Annotated in this window: 20 protein-coding genes; 12 read left to right on the top strand and 8 right to left on the bottom strand. The window is 59.8% G+C overall.

The genetic code is table 11. The annotated features are described in order from the left end of the window. Positions 1 to 68: 68 nt before the first annotated feature. The 4 genes from ACYVDM_RS14565 (at position 69) to rlmD (ending at position 6083) form a co-directional block, all read left to right on the top strand. A complete protein-coding gene (locus ACYVDM_RS14565; protein WP_415792865.1) occupies positions 69 to 2789 on the top strand; it encodes an ATP-binding protein in 2721 nt (906 codons plus the stop codon). A gap of 1 nt (position 2790) precedes the next feature. Beyond that, the gene (locus ACYVDM_RS14560; RefSeq protein WP_415792864.1) at positions 2791 to 3513 is read left to right on the top strand and encodes a response regulator; all 723 of its coding nucleotides are present in this window, start codon (positions 2791 to 2793) and stop codon (positions 3511 to 3513) included. Between the two features lie 302 nt (positions 3514 to 3815). After that, positions 3816 to 4568: a TorF family putative porin gene (locus ACYVDM_RS14555; protein WP_415792863.1), complete on the top strand. Its 753-nt coding sequence runs from the start codon at positions 3816 to 3818 to the stop codon at positions 4566 to 4568. Positions 4569 to 4643: 75 nt separating this feature from the next. Next, the gene (gene rlmD / locus ACYVDM_RS14550) at positions 4644 to 6083 is read left to right on the top strand and encodes a 23S rRNA (uracil(1939)-C(5))-methyltransferase RlmD (RefSeq protein WP_415792862.1); all 1440 of its coding nucleotides are present in this window, start codon (positions 4644 to 4646) and stop codon (positions 6081 to 6083) included. Between the two features lie 105 nt (positions 6084 to 6188). Here rlmD and ACYVDM_RS14545 read toward each other — a convergent pair whose 3' ends face one another. Further along, positions 6189 to 7097: an AraC family transcriptional regulator gene (locus tag ACYVDM_RS14545; RefSeq protein ID WP_415792982.1), complete on the bottom strand. Its 909-nt coding sequence runs from the start codon at positions 7095 to 7097 to the stop codon at positions 6189 to 6191. Between the two features lie 248 nt (positions 7098 to 7345). On the opposite strand from ACYVDM_RS14545, the gene ACYVDM_RS14540 reads away from it, so the two are divergent. Further along, positions 7346 to 8725, top strand: coding sequence for an NAD-dependent succinate-semialdehyde dehydrogenase (locus ACYVDM_RS14540; protein WP_415792861.1), 1380 nt, complete (start codon positions 7346 to 7348; stop codon positions 8723 to 8725). 98 nt (positions 8726 to 8823) lie between these two features. On the opposite strand, the gene cueR is transcribed toward ACYVDM_RS14540, so the two are convergent. Beyond that, positions 8824 to 9225: a Cu(I)-responsive transcriptional regulator gene (cueR, locus tag ACYVDM_RS14535; protein ID WP_415792860.1), complete on the bottom strand. Its 402-nt coding sequence runs from the start codon at positions 9223 to 9225 to the stop codon at positions 8824 to 8826. A gap of 12 nt (positions 9226 to 9237) precedes the next feature. Then, positions 9238 to 11517, bottom strand: a complete 2280-nt coding sequence (locus tag ACYVDM_RS14530; protein ID WP_415792859.1) for a heavy metal translocating P-type ATPase — start codon at positions 11515 to 11517, stop codon at positions 9238 to 9240. A gap of 213 nt (positions 11518 to 11730) precedes the next feature. Here ACYVDM_RS14530 and ACYVDM_RS14525 point away from each other — a divergent pair, with 213 nt between their 5' ends. From ACYVDM_RS14525 to ACYVDM_RS14515, 3 genes are all read left to right on the top strand, one after another. Beyond that, positions 11731 to 11931: a heavy-metal-associated domain-containing protein gene (locus tag ACYVDM_RS14525; protein WP_415792858.1), complete on the top strand. Its 201-nt coding sequence runs from the start codon at positions 11731 to 11733 to the stop codon at positions 11929 to 11931. Positions 11932 to 12204: 273 nt separating this feature from the next. Continuing rightward, positions 12205 to 12933, top strand: a complete 729-nt coding sequence (locus ACYVDM_RS14520) for a glutathione peroxidase (protein ID WP_415792857.1) — start codon at positions 12205 to 12207, stop codon at positions 12931 to 12933. A 156-nt stretch (positions 12934 to 13089) separates the two neighbouring features. After that, complete coding sequence (locus ACYVDM_RS14515) at positions 13090 to 14514, top strand: dihydrolipoyl dehydrogenase (RefSeq protein ID WP_415792856.1); 1425 nt, start codon at positions 13090 to 13092, stop codon at positions 14512 to 14514. A gap of 441 nt (positions 14515 to 14955) precedes the next feature. Here the strand turns inward: ACYVDM_RS14515 and ACYVDM_RS14510 are convergent, their stop codons facing one another. The 4 genes from ACYVDM_RS14510 to eno form a co-directional block, all read right to left on the bottom strand. Then, complete coding sequence (locus ACYVDM_RS14510; RefSeq protein WP_415792749.1) at positions 14956 to 16257, bottom strand: TRAP transporter large permease; 1302 nt, start codon at positions 16255 to 16257, stop codon at positions 14956 to 14958. Continuing rightward, positions 16250 to 16750, bottom strand: coding sequence for a TRAP transporter small permease (locus ACYVDM_RS14505; protein WP_415792750.1), 501 nt, complete (start codon positions 16748 to 16750; stop codon positions 16250 to 16252). The genes ACYVDM_RS14510 and ACYVDM_RS14505 overlap by 8 nt, the downstream gene beginning before the upstream one ends. A 5-nt stretch (positions 16751 to 16755) precedes the next feature. Then, a complete protein-coding gene (locus tag ACYVDM_RS14500; RefSeq protein WP_415792751.1) occupies positions 16756 to 17730 on the bottom strand; it encodes a TRAP transporter substrate-binding protein in 975 nt (324 codons plus the stop codon). Positions 17731 to 17877: 147 nt separating this feature from the next. Continuing rightward, entirely contained in the window at positions 17878 to 19155 is a 1278-nt protein-coding gene (eno, locus tag ACYVDM_RS14495) for a phosphopyruvate hydratase (protein WP_415792752.1), read from the bottom strand. A 185-nt stretch (positions 19156 to 19340) separates the two neighbouring features. Between eno and ACYVDM_RS14490 the strand changes: the two genes are divergently transcribed. Further along, complete coding sequence (locus tag ACYVDM_RS14490) at positions 19341 to 20210, top strand: LysR substrate-binding domain-containing protein (protein WP_415792753.1); 870 nt, start codon at positions 19341 to 19343, stop codon at positions 20208 to 20210. A gap of 133 nt (positions 20211 to 20343) precedes the next feature. On the opposite strand, the gene ACYVDM_RS14485 is transcribed toward ACYVDM_RS14490, so the two are convergent. Next, positions 20344 to 21366 carry a C45 family autoproteolytic acyltransferase/hydolase gene (locus tag ACYVDM_RS14485; RefSeq protein WP_415792754.1) on the bottom strand — a complete coding sequence of 341 codons (1023 nt, stop codon included), beginning with the start codon at positions 21364 to 21366 and terminating at the stop codon, positions 20344 to 20346. A 182-nt stretch (positions 21367 to 21548) separates the two neighbouring features. Here ACYVDM_RS14485 and glnH point away from each other — a divergent pair, with 182 nt between their 5' ends. The 3 genes from glnH to glnQ all read left to right on the top strand — a co-directional run bounded on the left by glnH (position 21549) and on the right by glnQ (position 23804). Further along, positions 21549 to 22295: a glutamine ABC transporter substrate-binding protein GlnH gene (gene glnH / locus ACYVDM_RS14480; RefSeq protein WP_415792755.1), complete on the top strand. Its 747-nt coding sequence runs from the start codon at positions 21549 to 21551 to the stop codon at positions 22293 to 22295. Positions 22296 to 22419: 124 nt separating this feature from the next. Next, positions 22420 to 23079, top strand: a complete 660-nt coding sequence (glnP, locus tag ACYVDM_RS14475) for a glutamine ABC transporter permease GlnP (RefSeq protein ID WP_415792851.1) — start codon at positions 22420 to 22422, stop codon at positions 23077 to 23079. Next, on the top strand, positions 23076 to 23804 hold the full coding sequence (glnQ, locus tag ACYVDM_RS14470; protein ID WP_415792756.1) for a glutamine ABC transporter ATP-binding protein GlnQ: 729 nt from the start codon (positions 23076 to 23078) through the stop codon (positions 23802 to 23804). Before glnP ends, glnQ begins: the two co-directional genes overlap by 4 nt. The last annotated feature ends 42 nt before the right edge of the window (positions 23805 to 23846 follow it).

Genomic DNA, 23846 nt, shown 5'->3' with positions numbered 1-23846 from the left:
GATGAGGGGTTCGGTGAAAAAACCCCGGAACGCGGCAGCAAGGTGCAAGTGGCAACGGGTGAGAGGCGATGGGATCTGAACGTACAGAACAGGCGGATGCCTTGATCGGCGAGTTGCGCCGACAGGCGGCGGGCAGGCTTACCGTGTTTCTCGGCGCTTCGCCCGGGGTCGGGAAGACCTACGCCATGTTGACCCGTGCGCGCGAATTGCAACGCCAAGGCATGGACGTCGTCATCGGGATCGTCGAAACGCATGGGCGCAGTGAAACCCAGGCATTGATCGACGGTTTGCCTTCGATTTCAAGAAGGCAGATCGAGTATCAAGGCCGGCCTCTCGACGAAATGGACCTCGACGCGCTGCTGGCCCGCAGGCCCGCCGTGGCGCTGGTGGACGAGTTGGCGCATCGTAATGCGCCGGGCAGTCGCCATGAGCGGCGATGGCAGGATGTCGATGAACTACTCGACGCCGGCATCGATGTGTACACCACCGTTAATGTCCAGCATCTGGAGAGTCTGAACGATGTGGTGCACCAGATCACCGGCATCCGCGTCAGCGAGACCGTGCCGGACGCCGTATTCGAGCGGTTACGCGACATTCGGTTGGTGGACCTGCCCCCGCGTGAGCTGATTGAGCGCCTCAATCAGGGGAAAGTCTATATGCCGGAGCAGGCCAATCAGGCACTGCGGTCCTTCTTTTCACCGTCCAATCTGACTGCATTACGAGAGTTGGCTATGCAGACCGTGGCCGATCACGTTGATTTGGATCTGAGGGAAGCCCGCACAGCCCGAGGGCTAGATGACATTGCCATTCAGCGTCACGTGCTGGTGGCTATCGACGGTCGAGGCCAATCCGAATATCTGGTACGCGCCGGCTGGCGGATCGCGGAACGGCGGGGCGCACCGTGGTCGGTGGTCAACGTCGAGACAGGCAAGTCCGTGGCAGCCACACAACCCAGCGACCTCGATCAGATTTCCAGCCGTCGGAATACGGCCAAACGCGCCGCGCAGGCGCGCCAGATGGAGTTGGATAAGGCGTTCGCACTGGCTCGCAGCTTAGGAGGGGCTACCGAGATCCTGCACGGCACGGACATTGCGCAGGCACTGCTGGACGCGGCGGCGGCACGGGGAGCCCGCTCCATCGTGATCGGCCGCACTCGGGAGCGGCCGATCGCACGCATTTTCAATCGCACGCTCACGCAGCAACTGCTACAACGTGGCGCGCGCTACGAGCTGACGATCGTCAGCACGCCTCAGATCAAGCAGCGGTCATGGCATTTGCCTGATTTCAACCGTGAACGCCTGGCGCGCCGAGAGCCTGCTCTAGTGCTTCTCGCGACGGCGGGAGCCATTGGTGCCGCGGCGCTGGGCAAACGCTTCCTTGACCTGGAAGACCTGTCCATGGTGTTCTTGGTCGCGGTTCTGTTGGTTGCCTCCCGCACTCGAATGATCACGGCGTTTGCGACGGCGGTGCTCTGTTTCCTGGCGTATGACTTTTTTTTCATCGAACCTTTTTTTACGCTGTTCATCGGTGCGCAGCGCGGTGTGGCGACGGTTCTCTTGTTCCTCGCGGCAGCCCTCATCGCGGGCCGGCTCGCGTCTCGACTACGCATGCAGGTGGTGGCCCTGCGCGCGGCCAACACTCACGCGACGGCCATGCAGAACCTGGGCAGGCAGTTGTCCACGGCTGCCGATCTTGGGCAGGTCATCGGGGCAGGGGCCGCTGTCCTGCAAGCGACGTTGCAAGCAGAGGCGTGGATACGCATCAACGGCGAATCCGGCCCGCAGGCTTGCGAGCGGAACATCAGTGAGAAGGACAAGGCCGCGATCGACTGGACACAACGGCATGGCCAGCCCAGCGGTCGCTATACCGACACCCTCACGCAGTCGGCCTGGTGGTTTCTACCTGTGCTCTCGGGCCAGGACTCATTCGGTGTCGTGGCCTTGAGGTTTCCGTCGGCGATGACACGCCTGACCTTTGAGCAGCGACGTTTGGCTGAAAGCATGGTCGAGGACATCGGACAGGCCGCCCTGCGCACGCGTTTGGTCTCCGACCTCGAGGTGGCGCGGGTGACCGGCGAGACCGAGCGTCTGCGTTCAGCTCTGCTATCCTCGGTCTCACATGATCTGCGCTCCCCATTGTCATCAATGATCGGTGCGGCAGATAGTCTGGCTAGCTATGGCAAGGACATGAGCCAGGAAGATCGACAAAGCCTGTTGGAAACCATCAGTCTCGAGGGTGAACGACTGGATCGCTACATCCAGAATCTGTTGGACATGACACGCCTGGGCCAGCAAGGATTGACCTTGACACGCGACTGGATCGGCGTCGACGAACTGATCGGGGCCGCCTCTCGTCGTCTGCAACGTTACGTATCACATGCCAAGGTCGACGTCGACATTGCGCCAGACTTTCCTCTGGTACACGCGCATCCCGCTCTCATTGAGCAGGCGCTTTTCAATGTCATGGAGAACGCAGTCAAGTTCTCACCCGAAGGCGAAGCCATTCGGGTGGCTGTCCGGCGTAACGGCGAGGGGCAGCTTCAAATCGATGTCTCCGACAACGGTCCGGGTATTCCTGAAGACGAGCGACGCAGGATATTCGACATGTTCTACAGTGTCGAACGTGGCGACCGTGGGCGGCATGGAACCGGCTTGGGATTGACCATCGTACAAGGCATCGTCGGTGCGCACATGGGAAAAGTCGATGCCTTGCCGGGGCCAATGGGCCGGGGTACCACCATTCGCCTTACTCTCCCTTTGGCAGAACAGCCCACATTGAAGAGCACTTGAAATGCATCCCGTGAACGACTCATCGGTGACAACGCCAGCGGCGCGCGTGCTCATCATTGATGACGAGCCGCAGATCCGAAAATTCATCGACATCAGCGTGCGATCGCAAGGTTATAGAACCTTTTTGGCCGAAAACGGAGAGCAGGGGCTCTCCATTCTGGCCAGTCAGGGCGCCGATCTTGTGATTCTGGACCTGGGTCTGCCCGACCGAGATGGGCAGGACGTACTGAAGGAATTGCGGCAATGGTCCCGCGTCCCGGTCATTGTGCTGACCGTCCGATCGGACGAGCGGCAAAAGGTCGCGCTACTGGATTGTGGGGCAAACGACTATGTGACGAAGCCTTTCGGTATTGAAGAGCTGATGGCCCGCATCCGCGTCATTCTTCGTACTGCGGGTTTTAGCGGCGAAGCCACGCCGATCTACGATGACGGTGTCCTCAGAATAGACCTCGCAAAGCGAGCGGTGCATCTGAAAGGCGCGCCGGTGCAACTCACCCGCAAGGAGTTTTCGCTGTTGTCGTTGCTGGTCACGCAACCCGGCCGCCTCATCACACAGACGCAGCTCCTGCGAGAAATGTGGGGACCGACCCACGAGGAGGACGCGCATTACTTGCGCATCCTGGTGGGTAAGCTCAGACGCAAACTCGACGACGACGCCGCTGCGCCACGGTACATCATCACGGAGCCCGGGGTCGGACTACGATTTCTGTCCAGCGAACGGTAAAAAAAAGTCGTGATGAGCGTGACGCACGCTTAGGTGTATCCGGGTGCACGGTATTGCGCCCCAAGTTGGCGCCATCCTGAACCGACATTGCATCGAATGTGTGCCGACGTCCGTATTGGCTGCACATCAACGGTGCAGAATCCCGCCCCTACCGGGGCACATCAACGGCTGGGCATCACCTCGGAAATCTTGGCACGAAAAGTGCTTGATGAGAAGTGCGCTGCTGTCATCTTTTTGAAATGACCCGGCTCGACACACCGGCAGTCCTCCTAATCGTTCCTTTCCCGCACAGGATTTTCATCATGAAACGCACGCTGCTTGCTTTGCCTCTCGTGTTGTCTACCGCTCTTACCACGACTGCACAGGCTGAACCGACGGAGTTGGGGGCCGGGTTCTCGCTGAGCGGCAATGCCGCCATCGTCAGCGATTACCGGTTTCGTGGGTACTCCCAAACCAACTTCCGGCCCGCCATCCAGGTAGGCTTTGACTTGTCGCATACGTCCGGCTTTTATCTAGGTAACTGGAATTCGAATGTTTCGGACTTCGTCTTTCCGGAAGGCAATCTGGAAATGGACTTTTACGGTGGTTGGAAAGGGGATATCGGCGGTGGGTTTGGCCTGGATGTCGGTGCCTTGTATTACTACTATCCCGGTTCGGATTCGCCCAAAGACGGCAACTACAACAATACCGACCTTTACGTTGGCCTGAGCTATGACAGTTATTCACTGAAGTATTCGTATACCCCCAGCGATTTCTTTAGTACGCCAGACAGCAAAGGTACTTGGTACCTGGACGGCACCGCGAATTTTGACCTGGGCGACGGCTGGGGCCTGGTGGCGCACGTGGGTTACCAAAAACTCAAGAAGCAGGTAGACATGGACGGCGATGACATTGGTCATTACGTGGATTACAAACTGGGCGTGACCAAGGACCTGAGCGGCTGGGTATTGGGTATAGCGGCTGTCGGGGCCTCGAAAGACAACTGGCTACCCACCAAAAATGGCCATCCGTCCGGCCGCCTCGGGGCTGTTTTCTCGGTCGCGCGGGCATTCTGAGGCTGCACGGCAGGCGTGCTTTGCATTCCTCTTTTACAATGCCCGGTTGCCCGTATCAGCCTGGATTGCTAAAAAATGGCCGAAGTACTGAATATCGAGTCCCTGGACCTAGAGGCCCGGGGAATCGCCCGCCGCGACGGCAAAGTCGTCTTTGTCGAGGGCGCATTGCCCGCCGAGCGCGTGACCGCGCACACTGTGCGCCGTAAACCGTCGTATGAAATCGCTCGCGTCGAAGAAATCTTGCACCCGTCGCCCCTGCGCGTGACGCCGCGCTGCCCGCATTTTGGCGTCTGCGGCGGCTGTGCCATGCAGCACCTGGAGCCCAGCGCGCAGGTCGCGATCAAACAGCGTTCATTGGAAGACACGCTATGGCATGTGGGCAAGCAGCGGCCGCAACGCGTGTTGCCCCCGCTGCATGGCCCCACCTGGGGCTATCGATTCCGCGCGCGCCTGTCAGTGCGCGTTGTCCCCAAAAAGGGCGGGGTCCTCGTCGGCTTTCACGAACGCAAAAGCAGTTACGTCGCCGACATGCGTGAGTGCCATGTCTTGCCCCGTCATGTCAGCGATTTGTTGCTGCCCCTGCGCGAGATGATCGGCGCCATGTCCCAGCCCACGCGCTTGCCGCAAATCGAAGTCGCGCTGGGCGAGGGCGTGACGGCGCTGGTGCTGCGCCATATGGAGCCTTTGACGGACGGCGATATTGCGATCCTGCGGCAATTCGCCGCTAAACACGATGTGCAATGGTGGTTGCAATCCAAGGGCCCCGAGACCGTCCACACGCTCGAGCCCGAGCATGCCGATGCGCTGGCCTACACCTTGCCCGAATTTGGTCTGCGCATGCCTTATCGGCCCACTGACTTTACCCAAGTCAACCACGACATCAATCGCGCCATGGTGTCGCGCGCATTGATGCTGCTGGACGTGCAGCCGACCGATCGTGTCGCGGACCTGTTCTGTGGACTGGGCAACTTCACCCTGCCACTGGCCACCAAGGGCCGCGAGGCCGTCGGCGTGGAGGGCAGCAAGGCCCTGACCGATCGCGCCCTCGAGGCCGCCGAGCGCCACGGCCTGGCCGATCGCACAAGCTTTGCGACGTTGAACTTGTTCGAGGTCGACGTCCAGTGGTTGCGGGGCCTGGGATACTTTGATCGCATGTTGATCGATCCGCCTCGCGAGGGCGCGCAGGCCGTGTCCCAGGCACTATCGCTCTTAACGCCCGAGGAACGTCCGCAACGCATCGTCTACGTATCCTGTAATCCCGCGACGTTGGCGCGCGACGCTTCTATTCTGGCTCAGGAAGGCGGTTACGTACTCAAGAGCGCGGGCGTCATCAATATGTTCCCGCACACCGGGCATGTGGAGTCGATCGCGGTGTTTGAGTCGCTGCCAGCCGAGCAAGTGCTGGCGGCGCAAGAACAAACACGTCTGGCGAAAGCGCTGGCCGCCGAGGAGGCCGCGGCGGCGTTGCGCGCTAAACAGGCAGCGGCTGCGGCTAGCGCGTCAGAGACGACCTAACGGCTAATGGTTATCGCAAACAGGAGAATGCGGCGCTTAAGGTCGAGGCGGGCGTTAGACTGGCGGCGCGGGAGTTAATCTGTCAGCGCCACACCTGCAACGTTCTCAGTGTGAAGACACATAAATAGAAGCTGCATGCGCGGGCGGCACGGCGAACTCCGCCTTCATCCGCCTCACTTCTTCAACCGGACTGCGTCCGAAGAGGCGCTTGAATTCCCGGCTGAATTGCGACGGGCTGTCATAGCCCACTTCGGCACTGGCCGCCGCGGCTGTCACGCCGTTGCGCACCATATGCAAGCGTGCCTGGTGCAGGCGTATCGATTTCACGTACTGCACGGGGGATGCCTTCGTGACCGACTTGAAGTGCGTATGGAATGTGGGCACGCTCATTCCGGCTTCCCGCGCCAACTGCTCGACACTGAAATCGGCATTGAATGATGCATGAATGCGACGAAGCGCACGAGCAATTTTGCCAAACTGTCCGTGCATGGCCAGCGCCGCCCGCATCGATGCGCCCTGTTCTCCGGTGAGCACATGGAAATAGATTTCCCGAACCAGTGCCGGCCCGAGTACTTGGGCCTCGAGAGGGTCGCTCATGGCCTCCAGAAAACGAACCAGAGATTCGCATAACCGGTCGTCCATCGGCGTGGACATCAGGCCGCGTGGTTGGGCGGGTTCCATCCCGCCATGCTGGTCGATCTGCAACATCAAATCCGCGGCCAGCTTGAAGTCCAGGTGCATATAGATCGCCAGCAGTGGCTCGTCGGCGCTGGCGTCTGTCTCCATGGTGAACGGTACAGGAACGGAGACCGCCAGATAGTGCTGGTCGTCGTAAACGTAAAGCTGGTCACCAAAAAACCCGCGCTTTCTGCCCTGGCAAACGAACACGATGCCGGGATCGTACAGCACCGGGACGGCGGACAACGGGCGGTTCGAGCGCAAGAACCTGACGTCGGGTAGGGCAGTCAGGTTGTATCCCTCGCAAGGCGCCAGGCGTTCCAGGATTGGCACCATTCGCCCTTTCAGCGCACGCGTGCTGCGCGCCGCATCATTGTCAGTGGCATCCAAGACGACATCCTTTGTGTGAAACGTCTGACAGCTTACTCGTGTCACGTCAGATTATGGCAGGTCATAGGATCAGGCAAGAATATGAGGCTAGTAGCCATGGATACGTCGGTCACATTATATCTATTATTCAATGACCGGGCCCAGCCTCATTTCTGATGGCCCAAGTATGAAAATCCACAGGAGTCACCCTCATCATGATCAACGTCATTAATCCTGCCGACGGATCCGTCGTCGGGCAAGCCCCCGAAATGGACGCCGCTCAGGTAAAGACAGCGATAGACAGGACGTGCAGCGCCTTTCCCGCTTGGTCGCGCAAACTGGCGAAGGAACGCGGCGACATACTGCGCCGCTGGTTCGATCTCGTAAAAGCCGACAAGCAAATCTTCGCTGAGATCATGGTCAGCGAAAACGGCAAGTGCCTTGCCGAAGCGCTGGGCGAAATTGACTACGGGCTTGGTTTCATCGAGTGGTACGCCGAGGAAGCCAAACGCGTGTATGGCGACACCATTCCGTCGCACGCGGGCAACGCCGCCATTCTGGTCACGAAAGAGCCCGCCGGTCCGACCGCGGCCATCACGCCCTGGAATTTTCCTTTCATGATGATCACGCGCAAAGTGGCAACCGCGTTGGCGGCGGGTTGCACGATGGTGATCAAGCCGTCTGAAGAAACACCGCTGACGGCATACAAGCTGTTGGAATACGCACGCAAAGCGGGCATTCCTGAAGGGGTTTTCGAGATGGTGACAGGCAATCCGCAGGCTATCGGAACGCTGTTCACCCAAGACGACCGCATCCGTAAGATCTCTTTCACGGGGTCGACCGCGGTGGGCAAGTTGCTGGCCGCTGCCAGCGGCCGGGCGCTCAAGAAAATGACGCTTGAGCTGGGTGGCAACGCGCCATTCATCGTCTGCGATGATGCGGATTTGGACCAGGCCGTGGCAGGCCTGCTGGCCGCCAAGTTGCGAAATTCCGGGCAAGTGTGTATTTCGCCTAACCGCATCTATGTGCAAGAGGGCATATACGACCGCTTTGTTGCCGCCGTGGTTGAAAAGGTTGCTCAAGTCCGCGTGGATCACGGAATGCAACAGGCGTTCGTCGTGGGCCCGCTCATTAACCAGACCGGCTTTGACAAGGTGGTGCAGCTGGTTGATGACACCAAACGGCAGGGCGCGTCGGTGCTGTTGGGAGGCAAACCGCACGCCCTGGGCGGGCTATTTTATGAGCCCACCGTCCTGAGTGAACTCAACGACGATATGGCGATCGCCAAGACCGAAATCTTCGGGCCTGTCTTTCCCATCTACCGCTTCCGTGACGAGGCGGAGGTAGTGGAGAGAGCAAACAACACCGAGTACGGGTTGGTGGCTTATGCTTATACGCGAGATGTCGGGCGGGCGTTTCGTCTCTCGCGCGATATCCAGGCAGGCATGGTGATCCTGAACGCCGGTTCGGTGGGCACGGCCTCGGTGCCATTCGGCGGTGTTAAACAATCCGGCTATGGGCGCGAGGGCAGCTATTACGGAATCGAGGAATACGTAGAAGTGAAGTACGTCCTGATGGGCGGCCTGGACACCTGAGTCGATCGACGAGTGCGGCGTTATAGTAGCGCTGCATCCGCGTACGACTCTACGAACCATGGCCCGCCGCGATTTACTTCCGCCACTGTTTCTCATCCCTATTGCCGAACCGCGTCTCCCTCTAACTCCTGAATAATCGGGCAATCGGGCCGGTTATTCCCTTTGCAATGCTGCGCCAGATGCCGCAGCGTATCCGCCATTTGTTGTAGCTCTGCCGCCTTGCGTTCCAACCCCTCGACGTGGCTGAGCGCGATGCGTTTGACGTCGGCGCTGGCGCGATCACGGTCGCGCCAGAGAGCCAGCAACTCATGCATTTTCTCGACCGAAAACCCCAGATCACGTGCCCGGCGGACAAAGCGCAGCGTGTGCAATTCCTTGTCGCCATAGACGCGGTAACCCGCCTCGGTGCGCGTGGCCGAATCGATCAAGCCAATACTTTCGTAATAGCGAATCATCTTGGCCGAGATGCCCGTCGCGCGGGCGGCTTCTCCAATATTCATGATGAAAATCTCCTAGGCATTGGCCAAGCGCGGGGTCGGATGAAAACGCCGCAAGCGTAGCGCATTGCCCAACACAAACACGCTCGACATGGCCATCGCGGCTGCTGCAAAAATGGGCGACAGCGAAATCCCGAATGCGGGATATAGCGCCCCGGCCGCCAGCGGAATCAGCGCGACGTTATAAGCGAAAGCCCAAAACAGGTTCTGGCGAATATTGGTCAACGTCGCGCGGCTGAGTGCCATCGCGTCGGCCACGGCATGCAGATCGTCCGCCATGAGAACGACTGAGGCGGCTTCGATCGCCACGTCCGTGCCCGTCCCAATCGCAATCCCGACGTCCGCCGCGGCGAGGGCGGGCGCATCGTTAATGCCATCGCCCACAAACGCCAGCCGGCGTCCCCCTTTGCGCAAGTCATGGATCGCCGCCACCTTGCCATCGGGCAGCACCTCCGCGCGGACTTCGGCGATCCCGAGTTGGCGTGCCACACCCCGCGCCGTGTGCGGGTTGTCGCCGGTAATCATCGCGGTTTCGATGCCCTGGCGATGCAATGCTTCGATGGCATGGATGGCCGACGGCTTGATCGGATCGCTCACCGCCATGATGGCGGCGGCCTTGCCGTCTATTGCCACATACACGGGTGTCTTGCCCGCTTCACCCCACGCCGTGACGCGATCACTCAATGCCGCGACGTCCACGCCGTGTTGGGCCATCAGGCGACCGCTGCCGGCCAGGATCGCGTGTCCCTCGACCATGGCTTGCACGCCCGCGCCCGTAATGGCGTCGAAATTCTCTGCCGAAGGGATGTTCAGGCCGCGTTCGTTCGCCGCGGCGACAATCGCTAGCGCGATAGGGTGTTCTGAACGTGTTTGTACGGCGGCCAGCCAGCGCAAAACCTGCGTCTCTTCAAATGGCGCCACCGCATGGCTATCCGTCAGCGCGGGTTTGCCCAGCGTCAACGTACCCGTCTTGTCGAACGCGACAACGTCGACATCACGCAGTCCCTGCAACGCATCGCCCTGACGAAAGAGAACGCCCAGTTCCGCCGCGCGGCCAGTACCCACCATGATCGACGTTGGCGTGGCCAGGCCCATCGCGCAAGGGCACGCAATAATCAACACCGCGACAGCATGAACAATCGCCATTGGCAACACCGGAGCACTACCCCAGATCAACCACGCCCCAAAAGTCAGCAGCGCCGCCGCCATGACTGCCGGTACAAACCACGCCGTTACTTGATCCACGAGAGCCTGTATCGGCAAACGGGCACCCTGGGCCGCCTCGACCATACTGATAATGCGCGCCAACATCGTGTCGGCGCCCGTGTGCGTCACGCGCGACGTAAAACTGCCCGACGTATTCAGCGTGCCACCGGTGGTTTGCATGCCCACGGTTTTTTCCACGGGGACGGGCTCGCCGGTCAGCATCGACTCGTCCACAAACGACCGGCCCTCAATGATCTCGCCATCAATGGGGATCTTTTCCCCGGGACGCACGACCACGTGATCGCCGGCCTGGACTTGCTCAATGGCGATGTCTTGCAATTGGCCCTGGCGCAGCACACGCGCCGTGCGCGGTTGCAGGCCGATCAGGCGTTTGATCGCGGCCCCCGTACGTCCCTTGGCGCGGGCCTCCAGCATGCGTCCCAACAAGATCAGCGTGACGATGACCGCCGCCGCCTCGAAATACACATAGCGCGCATTCTCGGGCAACCAGTCCGGCATAAACGTCGCGACCGTCGAGTACGCCCACGCCGTTCCCGCGCCCATGGCCACCAGCGAATTCATCTCGGGCGCGCGCCGCCACAACGCTGTCAGTCCCTTCACGAAAAACACTCGGCCTGGCCATGCCAGTACCAGCGTCGTCAACACGAACTGCAGTAACCAACTGTTCTGCGTGCCCAGATTGGCAGTAATCCAATGATGAAACGCCGGAATCATGTGCGAGCCCATCTCCAGCACAAACACCGGCAACGTCAGGAGGAGGGCGATCGTAAACGAACGACGCAGCGCCTGCGCCTCGTCCGCACGCGACTGCGCCTGCCGCGCCTGATGTCCATCATCCACGGTGATCGGCGTCGCCTCATAGCCCACACGCGCCACCGCCGCGACCAACGCCTGTGCGTCCGCCGACCCCAAGTCATACGCCACCCGCGCCCGCTCCGTGGCCAGGTTCACACTGGCCTCATTCACGCCAGGTACGGCGGACAATGCCTTCTCGACACGCTTGACGCACGACGCACACGTCATGCCGCTAATAGCGAACTCAGTTTGGGTAAGGGCAGGGACACTCATCTCGAACTCCGACAAAATCGATCACAGCCCATAGTCTCATCCTTGACATCATGGGAAGGTCAAGCTTAATTGTAGGCTTTACTTTCCCATGATGGGAAGGTTTATGCTGGTCATAAGTTCTGTGAATTCAGCAGGTTATAAAGACTGCTGACGCAACAGACCGCATATGCTGTGAACTCAGCATCTCTTTTCCCATACGACTCAGGAGCATCTATGTCTATCCAATTCAACGTCCCCGACATGACTTGTGGTCACTGCGTAAGCACGATCACCAAAGCGATCCAGCAGGCCGTGCCGGGCGCCAACGTGACTACCGACCTACCAGGCCACCGTGTGATGGTCGAGGGCACCTCCGACCTCGAAGTCGTGCGCCAGGCTATCGCCGACGCTGGCTACGAGGCGCAAGTCGGCTGATCTACGTTACCCGATCCCTCTGACCGCCTCCTGCGGGTCTGATCGAATGACCAATCTATACGATCAGATCCCAGTGATCCGTCCCTGGTGAACTTTTTCATCAAAACAATGGCTGAGTGTTATTCGGCTATTGTTTTTATATTTTCTAAATTTCAATTTGATTGAATTTAACTATCAATCAATTAAAATAATTAAATTAGACTTATTAATAGTAAATATTTATCATCTTTACATGGTCGCTCGAGACCACCCACTACATCAGGAGATGATTGAATGTTGCAAAATCGTGAAGGCCAACGTGTTCCTAACGCCACTTTTCCCGTTCGTGAAGGCAATGAATGGAAGCAAGTGACGACCGATGATATCTTCAAGAACAAGACCGTTGTTGTCTTCTCCCTGCCGGGCGCGTTCACGCCCACCTGCTCGTCCACCCACCTGCCGCGTTATAACGAACTGGCTCCCGCCTTCCGTGCCGCCGGCGTCGACAGCATCGTTTGTGTCTCGGTCAACGATACCTTCGTCATGAACGAATGGGCCAAGGACCAAGAATCCGCCAACATCACCTTGCTGCCCGACGGCAATGGCGACTTCACCGAAGGCATGGGCATGCTGGTCGACAAGCGCGACCTTGGCTTTGGCAAGCGCAGCTGGCGCTACTCCATGCTCGTCAAGGACGGCGTGGTTCAAAAGATGTTCATCGAGCCGGAAAAAGACGGCGATCCGTTTGAAGTCTCCGACGCCGACACCATGCTGGCCTACTTCGCCCCGGACGCCAAGAAACCCGACCAGGTCGTGGTGTTTTCCAAGCCCGGTTGCCCCTTCTGCATAGAAGCCAAGGAACTGCTGACCGCCAAGGGCTACGACGCAGTTGAAATCCCCCTGGAACACAAAGTTCGTGGCCGTGTCATCGGCGCCGTCGCTGGCAAAGCCACCGCTCCCCAGGTATTCATCAACGGCCAACTGATCGGCGGCCTGGAAGACCTGAAGGCGCACTTCGCCTAACGTGCCGGCGAGTCTCGGGGAAATATCCCGAGACGGCCAAGACACCATTCGTCTGTATCACCACGCCCGCGCTGCCCATCATGGCGGCTGTGCGGGCGTTTGTTTTCGGCGCGCCTGCGTCATGCGTGCGGCGCCTGTCTCGTAGCAGGAGAAAAAATGAAAATTCAACATACCGACATCGCCGTCATTGGCGCTGGCACCGCCGGGCTGGCGGCCTATCGTGCGGCACGCGCCGCCGGCAAACGCGCCTTGTTGATCGAAGGCGGCCCCTACGGTACGACATGTGCCCGCGTAGGATGCATGCCCTCCAAATTGCTGATCGCTGCCGCCGAAGCCGCCCACAGCGCTGCCCACACAGCACCCTTCGGCGTTCACGTCGACGGCGCCATCCGCGTAGACGGCCGCGAAGTCATGGCCCGGGTGCGCAGCGAACGTGATCGCTTTGTTGGCTTCGTACTCGAAGGCGTCGAAAATATCCCCGCCGAAGACAAGATCCCCGGCTACGCAAAATTCGTCTCCGACACGGTCTTGCGCGTCGATGACACGCTCGAAATCCACGCCCATAGCATCGTCATCGCCACCGGCTCGCGCCCGGCCATCCCGCAGCCATTCCTGGCCCTCGGTGACCGCCTTGTCGTCAACGACGATGTCTTTTCCTGGGACGACCTGCCGCGTAGCGTCGCTGTATTCGGCCCCGGCGTGATCGGCCTCGAACTCGGCCAGGCCCTCGCACGTCTGGGCGTCAACGTCCGCGTATTCGGTGTCAGCGGCAGCCTCGGTGGCCTGAGCGATCCCGCCGTACGCCAACGCGCACGCCGCACTTTCCAGGACGAGTTCTACCTCGATCCCGACGCTCGCGTTCTCTCCACCACTCGCGTTGGCGATCAAGTCGAAATCCGCTACATCGCCCTCGACAACACGGAGCGCACCGAGCGCTTCGACTACGCTCTCATCGCCACCGGCCGCCGTCCTAACGTCGATCATCTGGACCTGCAAAATACCAGCCTCGTGCGAGACGCCCGTGGCATCCCCGAGTTCGACCGCAACACCCTGCAAGCAGGCAATTCGTCGATCTTTATCGCCGGCGACGCCAACGCAGATGTGCCCCTGTTGCATGAAGCCGCTGACGAAGGGCGTATTGCAGGCCAAAACGCCGCCCAATATCCCAACGTACAACCCGGTCTGCGTCGCGCCCCACTTGGCGTCGTTTTCTCCGACCCGCAGATTGCTCTCGTCGGTACGCCCTATACCCGCCTGCCCAAAAACAATTACGTCACCGGCGAAGTCGACTTTGGCGACCAGGGCCGCTCACGCGTCATGCTTAAAAACAAAGGCATGCTGCACGTCTACGCCGCCGTCGATACCGGTCGATTCCTCGGCGCCGAAATGGTCGGCCCCGCTGCGGAACACATCGGCCACTTACTCGCCTGGGCCGTCCAACAAGAACTCACCGTCGCGCAGATGCTCGACATGCCGTTCTACCATCCCGTCATCGAAGAAGGCCTGCGCACCGCACTGCGCGACGCCGCGGCACGACTGCAGCGTGCGAAGCATGAAGCACCGTTGAAAGCCGTGGCGTAAACACCGGCAGTATTTGCTGATGGGGGGCGCTTTCTATTGAGACGTCCCTGCGATGTGCCGGGTAGGCCCCGCCGGGTGGATCGCGACGGCTCGGCCCATGACCAGGGGCCGAGGTCCCGCTGTGCGGGACTTCCCGCCGCTCTAACCACCCGGCGGGGCCTACCCGGCACATCGCAGGGACTCACATTAGTGCATTGCCCCGACGACCATAGGCTGACGTCCAGCTCTCTAGGGAGCACCCGTAGTGATAGGCTCAATGCAGCCCGCGTCCGGTGTGTGTAGGCGAGGCTGGCCAATTTGAGCGCCGGGCAGTCCCGCGCAGCGGGACCTCGGCCCCTGATCATGGGCCGAGCCGGTGCGATATGGCCAGCCTCGCCTACACACACCGGACGCGGGCGTCAATAGAACTACACACCCTCCCGCAACAGCAAATGCCCCCACCTACAACCGCATATTCTGCGGCAGCCAAGTCGCAATCCCTGGCACAAGATAAAGCAGGAACACCGCCACGATCATCAGAAAGAACATCGGCAACGACACCCGCGCGATGTACGGCAACTCGCGGCCGGTCATGCCCGATAACACGAACAGGTTGAACCCCACCGGTGGCGTTATCTGCGCCATTTCCACAACGAAGACGACGAAGATACCGAACCAGATCAGATCGATGCCTGCTGCCTGTACCGTGGGCAACAACACTCCCATGGTGAGTACCACGATCGAAATGCCGTCCAGGAACGCACCGAGCACGATGAAGAACACCATCAGCGCCATGATCAGGCCGAGCTGAGACAGCCCGAGGCCGCCGATCCATTCCGCTAGTGCGCGGGGCAGACCGATGTAGCCCATTGATAGCGTCAAGAACTGTGCACCCGCCAGAATCAGCGCAATCATGCAGTACAAGCGCGTCGCGCCCATCAGCGATTGGTAAAAACTGCTTTTTGTCAGCGAGCCTTGCAGTCCTGATAGGACGAGTGCGCCGACTACGCCGATCGCGGCCGCTTCCGTTGCGGTTGCAACGCCGGCGTAAATCGAGCCGAGTACCGCGGCGATCAAGATGAGCACGGGAATCAAATGCCGGGACTGTTTTAGCTTTTGTGTGAATGTTAAATGCTCGTCGGCGATCGGTACTTCCTTGGGATTGCGCAACGCCCACCACATGATGTAGCCCATGAACAGCGCCGCCAGCATAATGCCGGGGATGACGCCCGCGATGAACAGGCGGGCGATCGAGACGTTCGCCGATACGCCATATACGATCATGATGATGGATGGCGGAATCAAGAGCCCGAGCGTTCCCGCGCCTGACAGGGTGCCCAAGATCTTGCTTTCTGGATAGCCGCGTCTCGTCAGTTCGGGAATCGTCATTTTGCCTACTGTCGCGCAGGTCGCGGCTGACGAGCCAGATACTGCGGCGAAAATTGCGCAGCCAATCACATTGGTGTGCAATAAGCGGCCTGGCAGGCGGTTCAACCACGGTGCCAATCCTTTGAACAAGTCCTCCGATAGGCGCGTGCGAAACAGGATTTCGCCCATCCACAAGAATAGAGGCAGGGCGGTCAGCGTCCAGCTCGAGGCAGCCCCCCAGATGGTGACTGCCATTGCGTCGCCAGCGGGTCGACTGGAAAAGATTTCCATGCCGATCCATGCGGTGCCCGCCAGTGTCAAACCTACCCAGACACCGCAGCCCAGCAGTGTGAAAATCGAGATGACCAAGAGGGTAATAACGAGAACTTCATTCATGGGTTTGCTGTGAGGAGGGGGCGGGCAGGCCGCGCAGACGACGGAACAGTTCATCGACCAGCGAAACCAGGAATAACACCGTACCGACTGCCATGCTGATCTGTGGAATCCACAGCGGCGTCGCGTCGTTGGCGGTCGAGACATCGTTATACGTATGCGAATCGAGCATCAGCTTGATGCTGAAAAACGCAAACGCGGCAGCCAGCAAGGTGCCGGCGCACAGCGCGAAAACATCCAGTCGCTGGCTGCTGCGCTTTGCGAGTGAGTTCAGCAGCAGCGTGACGCGGATGTGTTCGCCGTGTTTAAACGTGCTGGCCAACGCCAGAAAGCCTGCCGCGGCCATGAAATAGCCGGCATAGGCATCCGTGCCAGGCACATTCCATCCCAGTTGGCGGGCAATGATGGCGGCCAGTACAGAAACCAGCACGCCTATCATGCACAAGCCGGCCAACAGGCCGGCCGCGCCGTACAAAGTATCAAGAAAACGGCGCATGGAGCTTACATCTTGCGGTAAGAGTCGAGGATGGCTTTACCGTCATCGCCCGCGCGCTCTTCCCATTCCTTGATCATCGTTTCGCCCAGCTTGGTCATGCCGGATTGCAGCTCGGGCGTGGGCTTGATGATTTGCATGCCGTTCTTGGTCAGCTCGGCCTGATACCACTTGCTCTTTTCTTGCGAGAGCGCCCAACCGCGTTTCTCGGCTTCGGCGCCGGCTTTTTTCAGGGCTTCCTGGGCGGCCGGGTCTAGCGCGTCAAACGCTTTCTTGTTGACGATGATGGCGTTCTTGGGCAACCAGGCTTCGGTGTCGTACCATTTTTTGATGTACTCGTAGGTCTTGGTGTCATAGCCCGTCGAGGCCGACGACATGTACGAATCGATCACGCCGGTGGCCATGGCTTGCGACAGTTCGGCCGCTTGTACCGTCACCGGTTGTGCGCCCGCCAGTTCGGCGATCTTGGCCGTCACGGGGCTATAGGCGCGCCACTTCAGGCCCTTGAGGTCCGCGACGGTCTTCAGGTCCTTGTTGGCGTAGATTCCTTGAGGAGGCCAGGCCACCGTAAACAACAGGGTCATGCCTTGTGCGGCCAGTTTCTTTTCCAGGTACGGTTTTTGTGCCTGATACAGCTTGAACGCGGCATCGTAGCCCGTGGCCAGGAACGGCAGGCCGTCCAGTGCATAAATCGGATCTTCGTTGGCGTAGTTCGTCAGCAGGATTTCGCCGATCTGGGCCTGGTTGCCTTGTACGGCGCGCTTGATTTCGGGGGCCTTGTACAGCGACGCATTGTTGTGCAGTGTGATTTTCAGTTTGCCCTTCGACAGCGACTCGACGTCTTTCGCGAACGTGGTCAGGTTCTCGACGTGGAAGTTGCTGGCGGGATAGGCGCTGGGCAAATCCCACGTGGTTTGTGCCATGGCGCTCGTGCTGAAGGCCAGGACAAAGCTGCCGGCGAGCAAGGGGAGGGTCTTTTTCATGAGAGATCCTTCTTGGTGTAAAGGAGGGCGAGTAGCCCCGCATATCACAGAAACACAGCGAGCAAGCTTTGCGGTGCCATAAGGGTTGCAATTCTACGGGTCTGAACGCCCTCCGATACTCGAGAACACCCTACATACGGGAAAGTCCTAGTGTGACGCTAACGCGTCTGTCCCGGCATACACGGCCGCCGCGCCTAACTCTCGCTCGATTCTCAGCAGCCGGTTGTACTTTGCCGTGCGCTCGGAGCGCGACATCGAACCCGTTTTGATCAGTCCCGCATTGCACGCCACCGCAAGATCGGCGATGAAGGTATCTTCGGTTTCGCCCGAGCGATGCGAAATCACGGTGCGATAACCGTGCCGGGTCGCCAGGCGCAACACTTGCTGCGTTTCCGTCAAGGTGCCAATCTGGTTGATCTTCACTAGGATCGCGTTGCCGGTGCCTTGCTCAATGCCCTGTTGGAAGAGGGCGGGGTTCGTACAAAACACGTCGTCACCGACCAATTGGCAATCCGCGCCGAGTCGTTCGGTAAGCAGGCGCCAACCCGTCGGATCATTCTCGGCCATTCCGTCCTCGATCGAGACGATCGAGTACGCCCGTGTGAGGGCGGCGAGATACTCGACCTGTTCTTCGGAATTCAGATGGCGATTCTGCCCTGCATAAAAATAGCCTGCCGTGCTGTGCAATTCGCTCGCGGCGGGGTCCAGCGCCAGCGCTATATCCTGCACGGGTTTTAGGCCCGCCTGTTCGATCGCGGCCAAGAGAAAGTCCAACGCATCCTCGGCCGAACGCAAATCCGGCGCAAAGCCTCCCTCATCGCCCACATTGATGGCATGGCCCGCCCGTTTCAGTCCGTCCTTGAGCGCGTGAAAGACCTCCGCGCCCATGCGCATGGCGTCGGCGAAGGTATCGGCTCCCACCGGCAAGATCATGAATTCCTGAAAATCCAGCGGATTATCCGCATGGGCGCCGCCGTTGATCACATTGATCATGGGCACGGGCAACACGCAAGCCTGCGACCCGCCCAGGTAATGCCAAAGCGGACGCCGCAGGCTATCGGCTGCGGCGCGCGCCACGGCCAGCGATACGCCCAGAATGGCATTGGCGCCGAGGCGATGTTTATTGTCCGTGCCGTCCAGGGCAATCATGGCGTGATCAATGGCGGCTTGTTGATCCGCATGCATGCCGATCAACGTGTCGCGGACTTCCGTGTTGACGCTATGGACAGCGCCCAGCACACCCCGTCCGGTCAACCGGCCAGGATCGCCGTCACGCCGTTCGCACGCTTCTCGAGCGCCTGTCGAGGCGCCGGACGGCACCAGGGCGATCGCTTGGGTACCGTCGGATAGGGAGACTTCGACTTCAACTGTTGGGTTGCCGCGGCTATCGAGCGCTTCATGGGCCTGGATGTCGACGATATGCATGCCGGATTCCTTTATGTGAGTTAATTAAACGAAGATCGTCTGAGATTTCGATGTGGTATTTCTGAAAATAGCTAAAACAGAGAGAAATTCTAAAAATATTGTTAGCATTCGAATATCGATTTATTTTGGCCATTAGTCAGTTTTTCTGACAATGTCCCTGGCGATATTTCTGACAGCGATCCCTGATGAGAAAACTTCCTCCGCTGGCCGCTTTGCGTGCGTTCGAGGCCGTTGCCCGCACGGGGTCCGTGACACGCGCGGCCGACGAGTTGGCTCGCACGCATGGCGCGGTCAGCCGGCATATCAAACTGTTAAGTGACGATGCGGGGACGGCGTTGTTTGAGCGGGACGGCACCGGCCTGCGGATGACGCCCGCGGCCGTTGATTTCTATGGCACGACGCGGTCCGCATTTGACCAGCTGGAAAGCGCTTACCAGCGCTTGGTGAATCACACGGCGGGGCCGGGCGTACATGTCGCGTGCAGCGCCACATTTGCCATGCGTTGGTTAGTGCCGCAGTTGGCGGTGTTTTACCGACAACATCCGCAGATCCAGATCCGGCTCTCCATGACGTCCGCGCGCGAGATGCGCAACGAAGGGGCGGATATCCTGGTGGCGTGGGACATGTCCCACTACGCGCAGGCGGATCGACAGCGCGCGATTTTCCTGGCGCCGGTGCGTTTTGCGGCGGTGTGCGCGCCTGCCTGCGCCAAGCTGCCGGCCACCAAGCGCGTGCGCATCGCCCATGAGTACACTTCTAGCGCCTGGAATCAGTGGGAAATCAAAACGGGCAAGTCAGTGGCACGCGCAGACGTTCTGGAGTTCCCGCACAGCCATCTATGCATCGAGGCGGCATTGTCTGGTCTGGGTGTCGCTCTGGTCGAGCAGCGCCTGATCGCGCGTGAGCTGGCCGAGGGTACCTTGGTCGCGCCATTTGGCACCGTCGAGTTCGACGGTGGCCTGTGCGCGTTACCCGCGGCGGGCCGACGCCTGAGCGATCAGGCGGTCGCCTTTGTCGATTGGTTGCGCGGCGCACTTTCCGACGGTGGTACCTGAACGTGGTGATTGCCGTGCGGGTTAGGCCGGGCTTGCACCCGTGCGGTGAGATTGTGTCGCGACAAAGAGCGTCACGGCGCTGCGGGATGTGTTGTCAACGATAAACAAAGCCACGCGGCGCGCCGTCAGGATCTCACTTGATGGCGATGCGTTGTGCCACGGTTTTCTTGCGGTCATAGATCCGCAGGTTGACGTGTTCGTCGTCCAGTTCAAACACTGCCGTGGCCAAGGTGTTTTCCTCGTCGGGATCATTGGCCGCACAGCGCAGGATGGGCAGTGGGCCGTCAGTGTCGTGCAGTGCCGCGACAATATGTGTTTCGTCGGCTCCGCTATGCCAGCCATCGAGCAGGCCATCGACACGGGTCTGGCGCGCGCGTGACGAGTCGGTGATGATCTGGGCGACGTCCTGGGACGCGTCGTGAATCATGTGATTGGCGTGTCCGTAGCGGCGCGCGATGGGTTTCATCGAGCACAACCCCGGCATGGCTTCGATGCTGAATAGACGTTCGTCGCCCGATGCGCCCAGCATGTGATGAAACGAGCCGGCACGCGGCGTATCGCGCAACAACTCAACCGCCTGATCCAGGGTCTCGCAATCCAGCACCGCGCGCGCCAAAAACATGCGCGGCACGCCGGTGCGTCGAGCGCGCGTGCGCAGATTGTTGATCGTCTGCACGATCCCGCTGCGGTTCGCTGCAAAGGTATGGCCAGGCAACGAGCCGGGGTAATAAAAGCTGACATAGCCCGGCGCATCATCGGGCCGCACGTCAACGATGGGGCAGCGGCCATACAGATAGGGATCGCCATCCTCGTTGTGCGCGATCCAGCGCACGCCCTCGGCACCCTGTATCGTGATCGAGGTGCAGCCATCCGTGGTCTGGTGCAGCAGGTCGCCCCGGCAATTCCACAGCAGCAGATCGTCGGCGGGCAATCGTAGGCCTTCGGCCATGCCTTCGAACTCTTCCCAGAGCTCGGGCAAATAGTGCTGGATATTTCCTGCCAGTTCTTGCAGGTAGACGTGGCCACGCCACGGGCGTAACGTTCGCCAGGTCGTACTTTGATCCAGATAGGCCGACATTAACGGGCGGGCCAGTTTGCCCAGGGCCACGCCCACTTGCCGGCGGGTACCGGTGATAGCGACAGGTTTAAACGACATCAGAGGCCTCCTGCGTGAATCCCTATTGTAGATTCCCGTTTTTCCGTTTTGATGACTAAGGATATATCAGGGACGGATTCACGGGCAGGGTTGCCGCGTATACGCCTATGGGGACGCATGGGTTAAGATAAATTACCGGCTTCGGGTTTACCGGAGCTCGTTGCCTCTACAGGAGCATATCGATGATGAAACGCAAGTTTGCCGCCGTACTGGTGGGCTTGAGCCTGATCGGCGCCGTCACGACCGCCGCAGCCCAGGACAAGGAATTGGTCGTCGCGACCGACACGGCCTTTATCCCTTTTGAGTTCAAAAAAGGTAATACCTATACCGGATTCGATATCGATCTGTGGGATGCCATTGCCAAAGAGCTCAAGGTCAAATACAAGCTGCAACCGATGGATTTCAACGGCATTATCCCGGGCCTGCAAACCAAAAACATCGACGTCGCCCTGGCGGGTATCACCATCCGTGACGATCGCAAAAAAGTCATCGATTTCTCTGATCCCTATTACGAAAGCGGTCTGGCCATCCTGGTCCCCGAGAGCAATACCGATATCAAGACCGCAGCCGACCTGGCGGGCAAGGATGTCGCGGTCAAGACCGGTACGGCCACGGTGGACTTCATGAAAAAAGAAGTCCCGGACGCCAAGCTGCGCTTGTTCCCCAACATCGACAACGCCTATCTCGAATTGGCCACCGGCCGGGTCGATGCCGCCGTGCATGACACTCCCAATGTCCAGTACTACGCCAACACGGCCGGCAAGGGCCGGGTCAAAGTCACCGGCGCACTCAAGAGCGGTGACTTTTACGGCATCGCATTCCCCAAGGGTAGCGACCTGGTTCCCCAGGTTAACAAGGCCCTCGCGACGCTCAAGTCCAACGGTCAGTACGACGCCATCTATACCAAGTGGTTTGGTAAACAGCCCTGAGAGTGGCCCCGCCCATCATGGGTAGGGTGTTGACGCGAGCCCACGCTCGCGTCAACACCCGCATCAGCATCGCTTGCGCCTGGCAGAGTGTGCCCCGCACAAGTCAATCACCGAGGGGAAGACCGTGGATATCGACTGGTCTGTCGTTCTAGACGCCTGGCCCAATCTGATGGATGGCATGTTCATGACCATCCAGATCACCCTGGCGGGCCTGGCGGGTGGCTTTGTCCTGGGGGCGCTGGCGGGCGTGGCGCGTGCCTATGGGCACGTCGTGTTATCGATCATTGCACAAGTCTATATCGGGGTCATTCGCGGCACGCCGATCGTGGTGCAGGTCATGTTCATCTACTTTGCCTTGCCCCTGCTTGTGCCCGGCTTGCGGGTCGATCCGGTGTGGGCGGCGATCGCGACATTGATCATCAACTCGGGCGCCTATATCGCCGAGATCGTGCGCGGCTCGCTGCTCTCGGTGCACAAGGGCCTGAAAGAGGCCGGGCAGGCGATGGGCCTGCCGTTCTACAAAATTTTGCTGCATATCATCGGGCCCGTCGCATTTCGGCGCATGATCCCGCCGTTGGGTAACCAGTGCATCATCAGCCTGAAAGACTCCTCGCTGTTTATCGTCATCGGGGTTGCCGAGCTCACCCGCCAGGGTCAGGAAATCATGGCGGCCAATTTCCGTGCCGTCGAGATCTGGTCCGCGGTCGCCCTCATCTATCTGGCGCTGACGGGGGCGATGGCTCTGGGGCTGCGCTGGGTTGAAAAAAGGATGCGCATACTATGAGCATGGTCGAATTTCACGAGGTCACCAAGCGCTTTGGTGACGCGACGGTGCTCAATGGCATCACCCTGAATATCGACGCCGGCGAGGTCGTTGTTGTGGTCGGGCCATCGGGGTCGGGCAAGTCCACCTTCCTGCGTTGCATCAACGTCCTTGAAACCATCGAGGGCGGCGACCTGCTGGTCGATGGCGTCAGTGTCAAGGGTAGCCCCGCCCAGGTGCGCGAAATCCGCCGAGAGGCCGGGATGGTGTTTCAACAGTTCAATCTGTTTCCACAGATGACCGCGCTCGAAAACGTCATGTTCGGCCCGCGCCACACGCGTGGTGTATCGCGTGCCGAAGCCCGAGCGCTCGCCGAAGAAATCCTGCGCAAGGTCGGGCTGGCCGACCGCATGAACCACTATCCCGCCGAGCTATCGGGTGGCCAGCAGCAGCGCGTTGCCATCGCGCGCGCCTTGGCGATCAAGCCAAAACTGATGCTGTTCGACGAGCCGACCTCAGCGTTGGATCCCGAGCTGCGCCACGAGGTGCTCAAGGTCATGCGCGACTTGGCCGAGGAGGGCATGACCATGGTGGTGGTAACCCACGAAATGGAATTCGCGCGCAAGGTCGGCAGTCGATTGATCTTCATCGACGGTGGCGTCGTCGCACATGACGGGCCACCCCAGGAATTGCTGTTGAATCCACCCAGCCAGCGGTTGAAAGACTTTTTGCAGCACGTGAGCTGAATACTTCGAACCCCTGCAAAGAGACGCCCCAAAAGTTGGATA

This window comes from Bordetella tumulicola, assembly GCF_054779135.1.
This window is presented reverse-complemented; position numbering and strand designations above follow the sequence as displayed.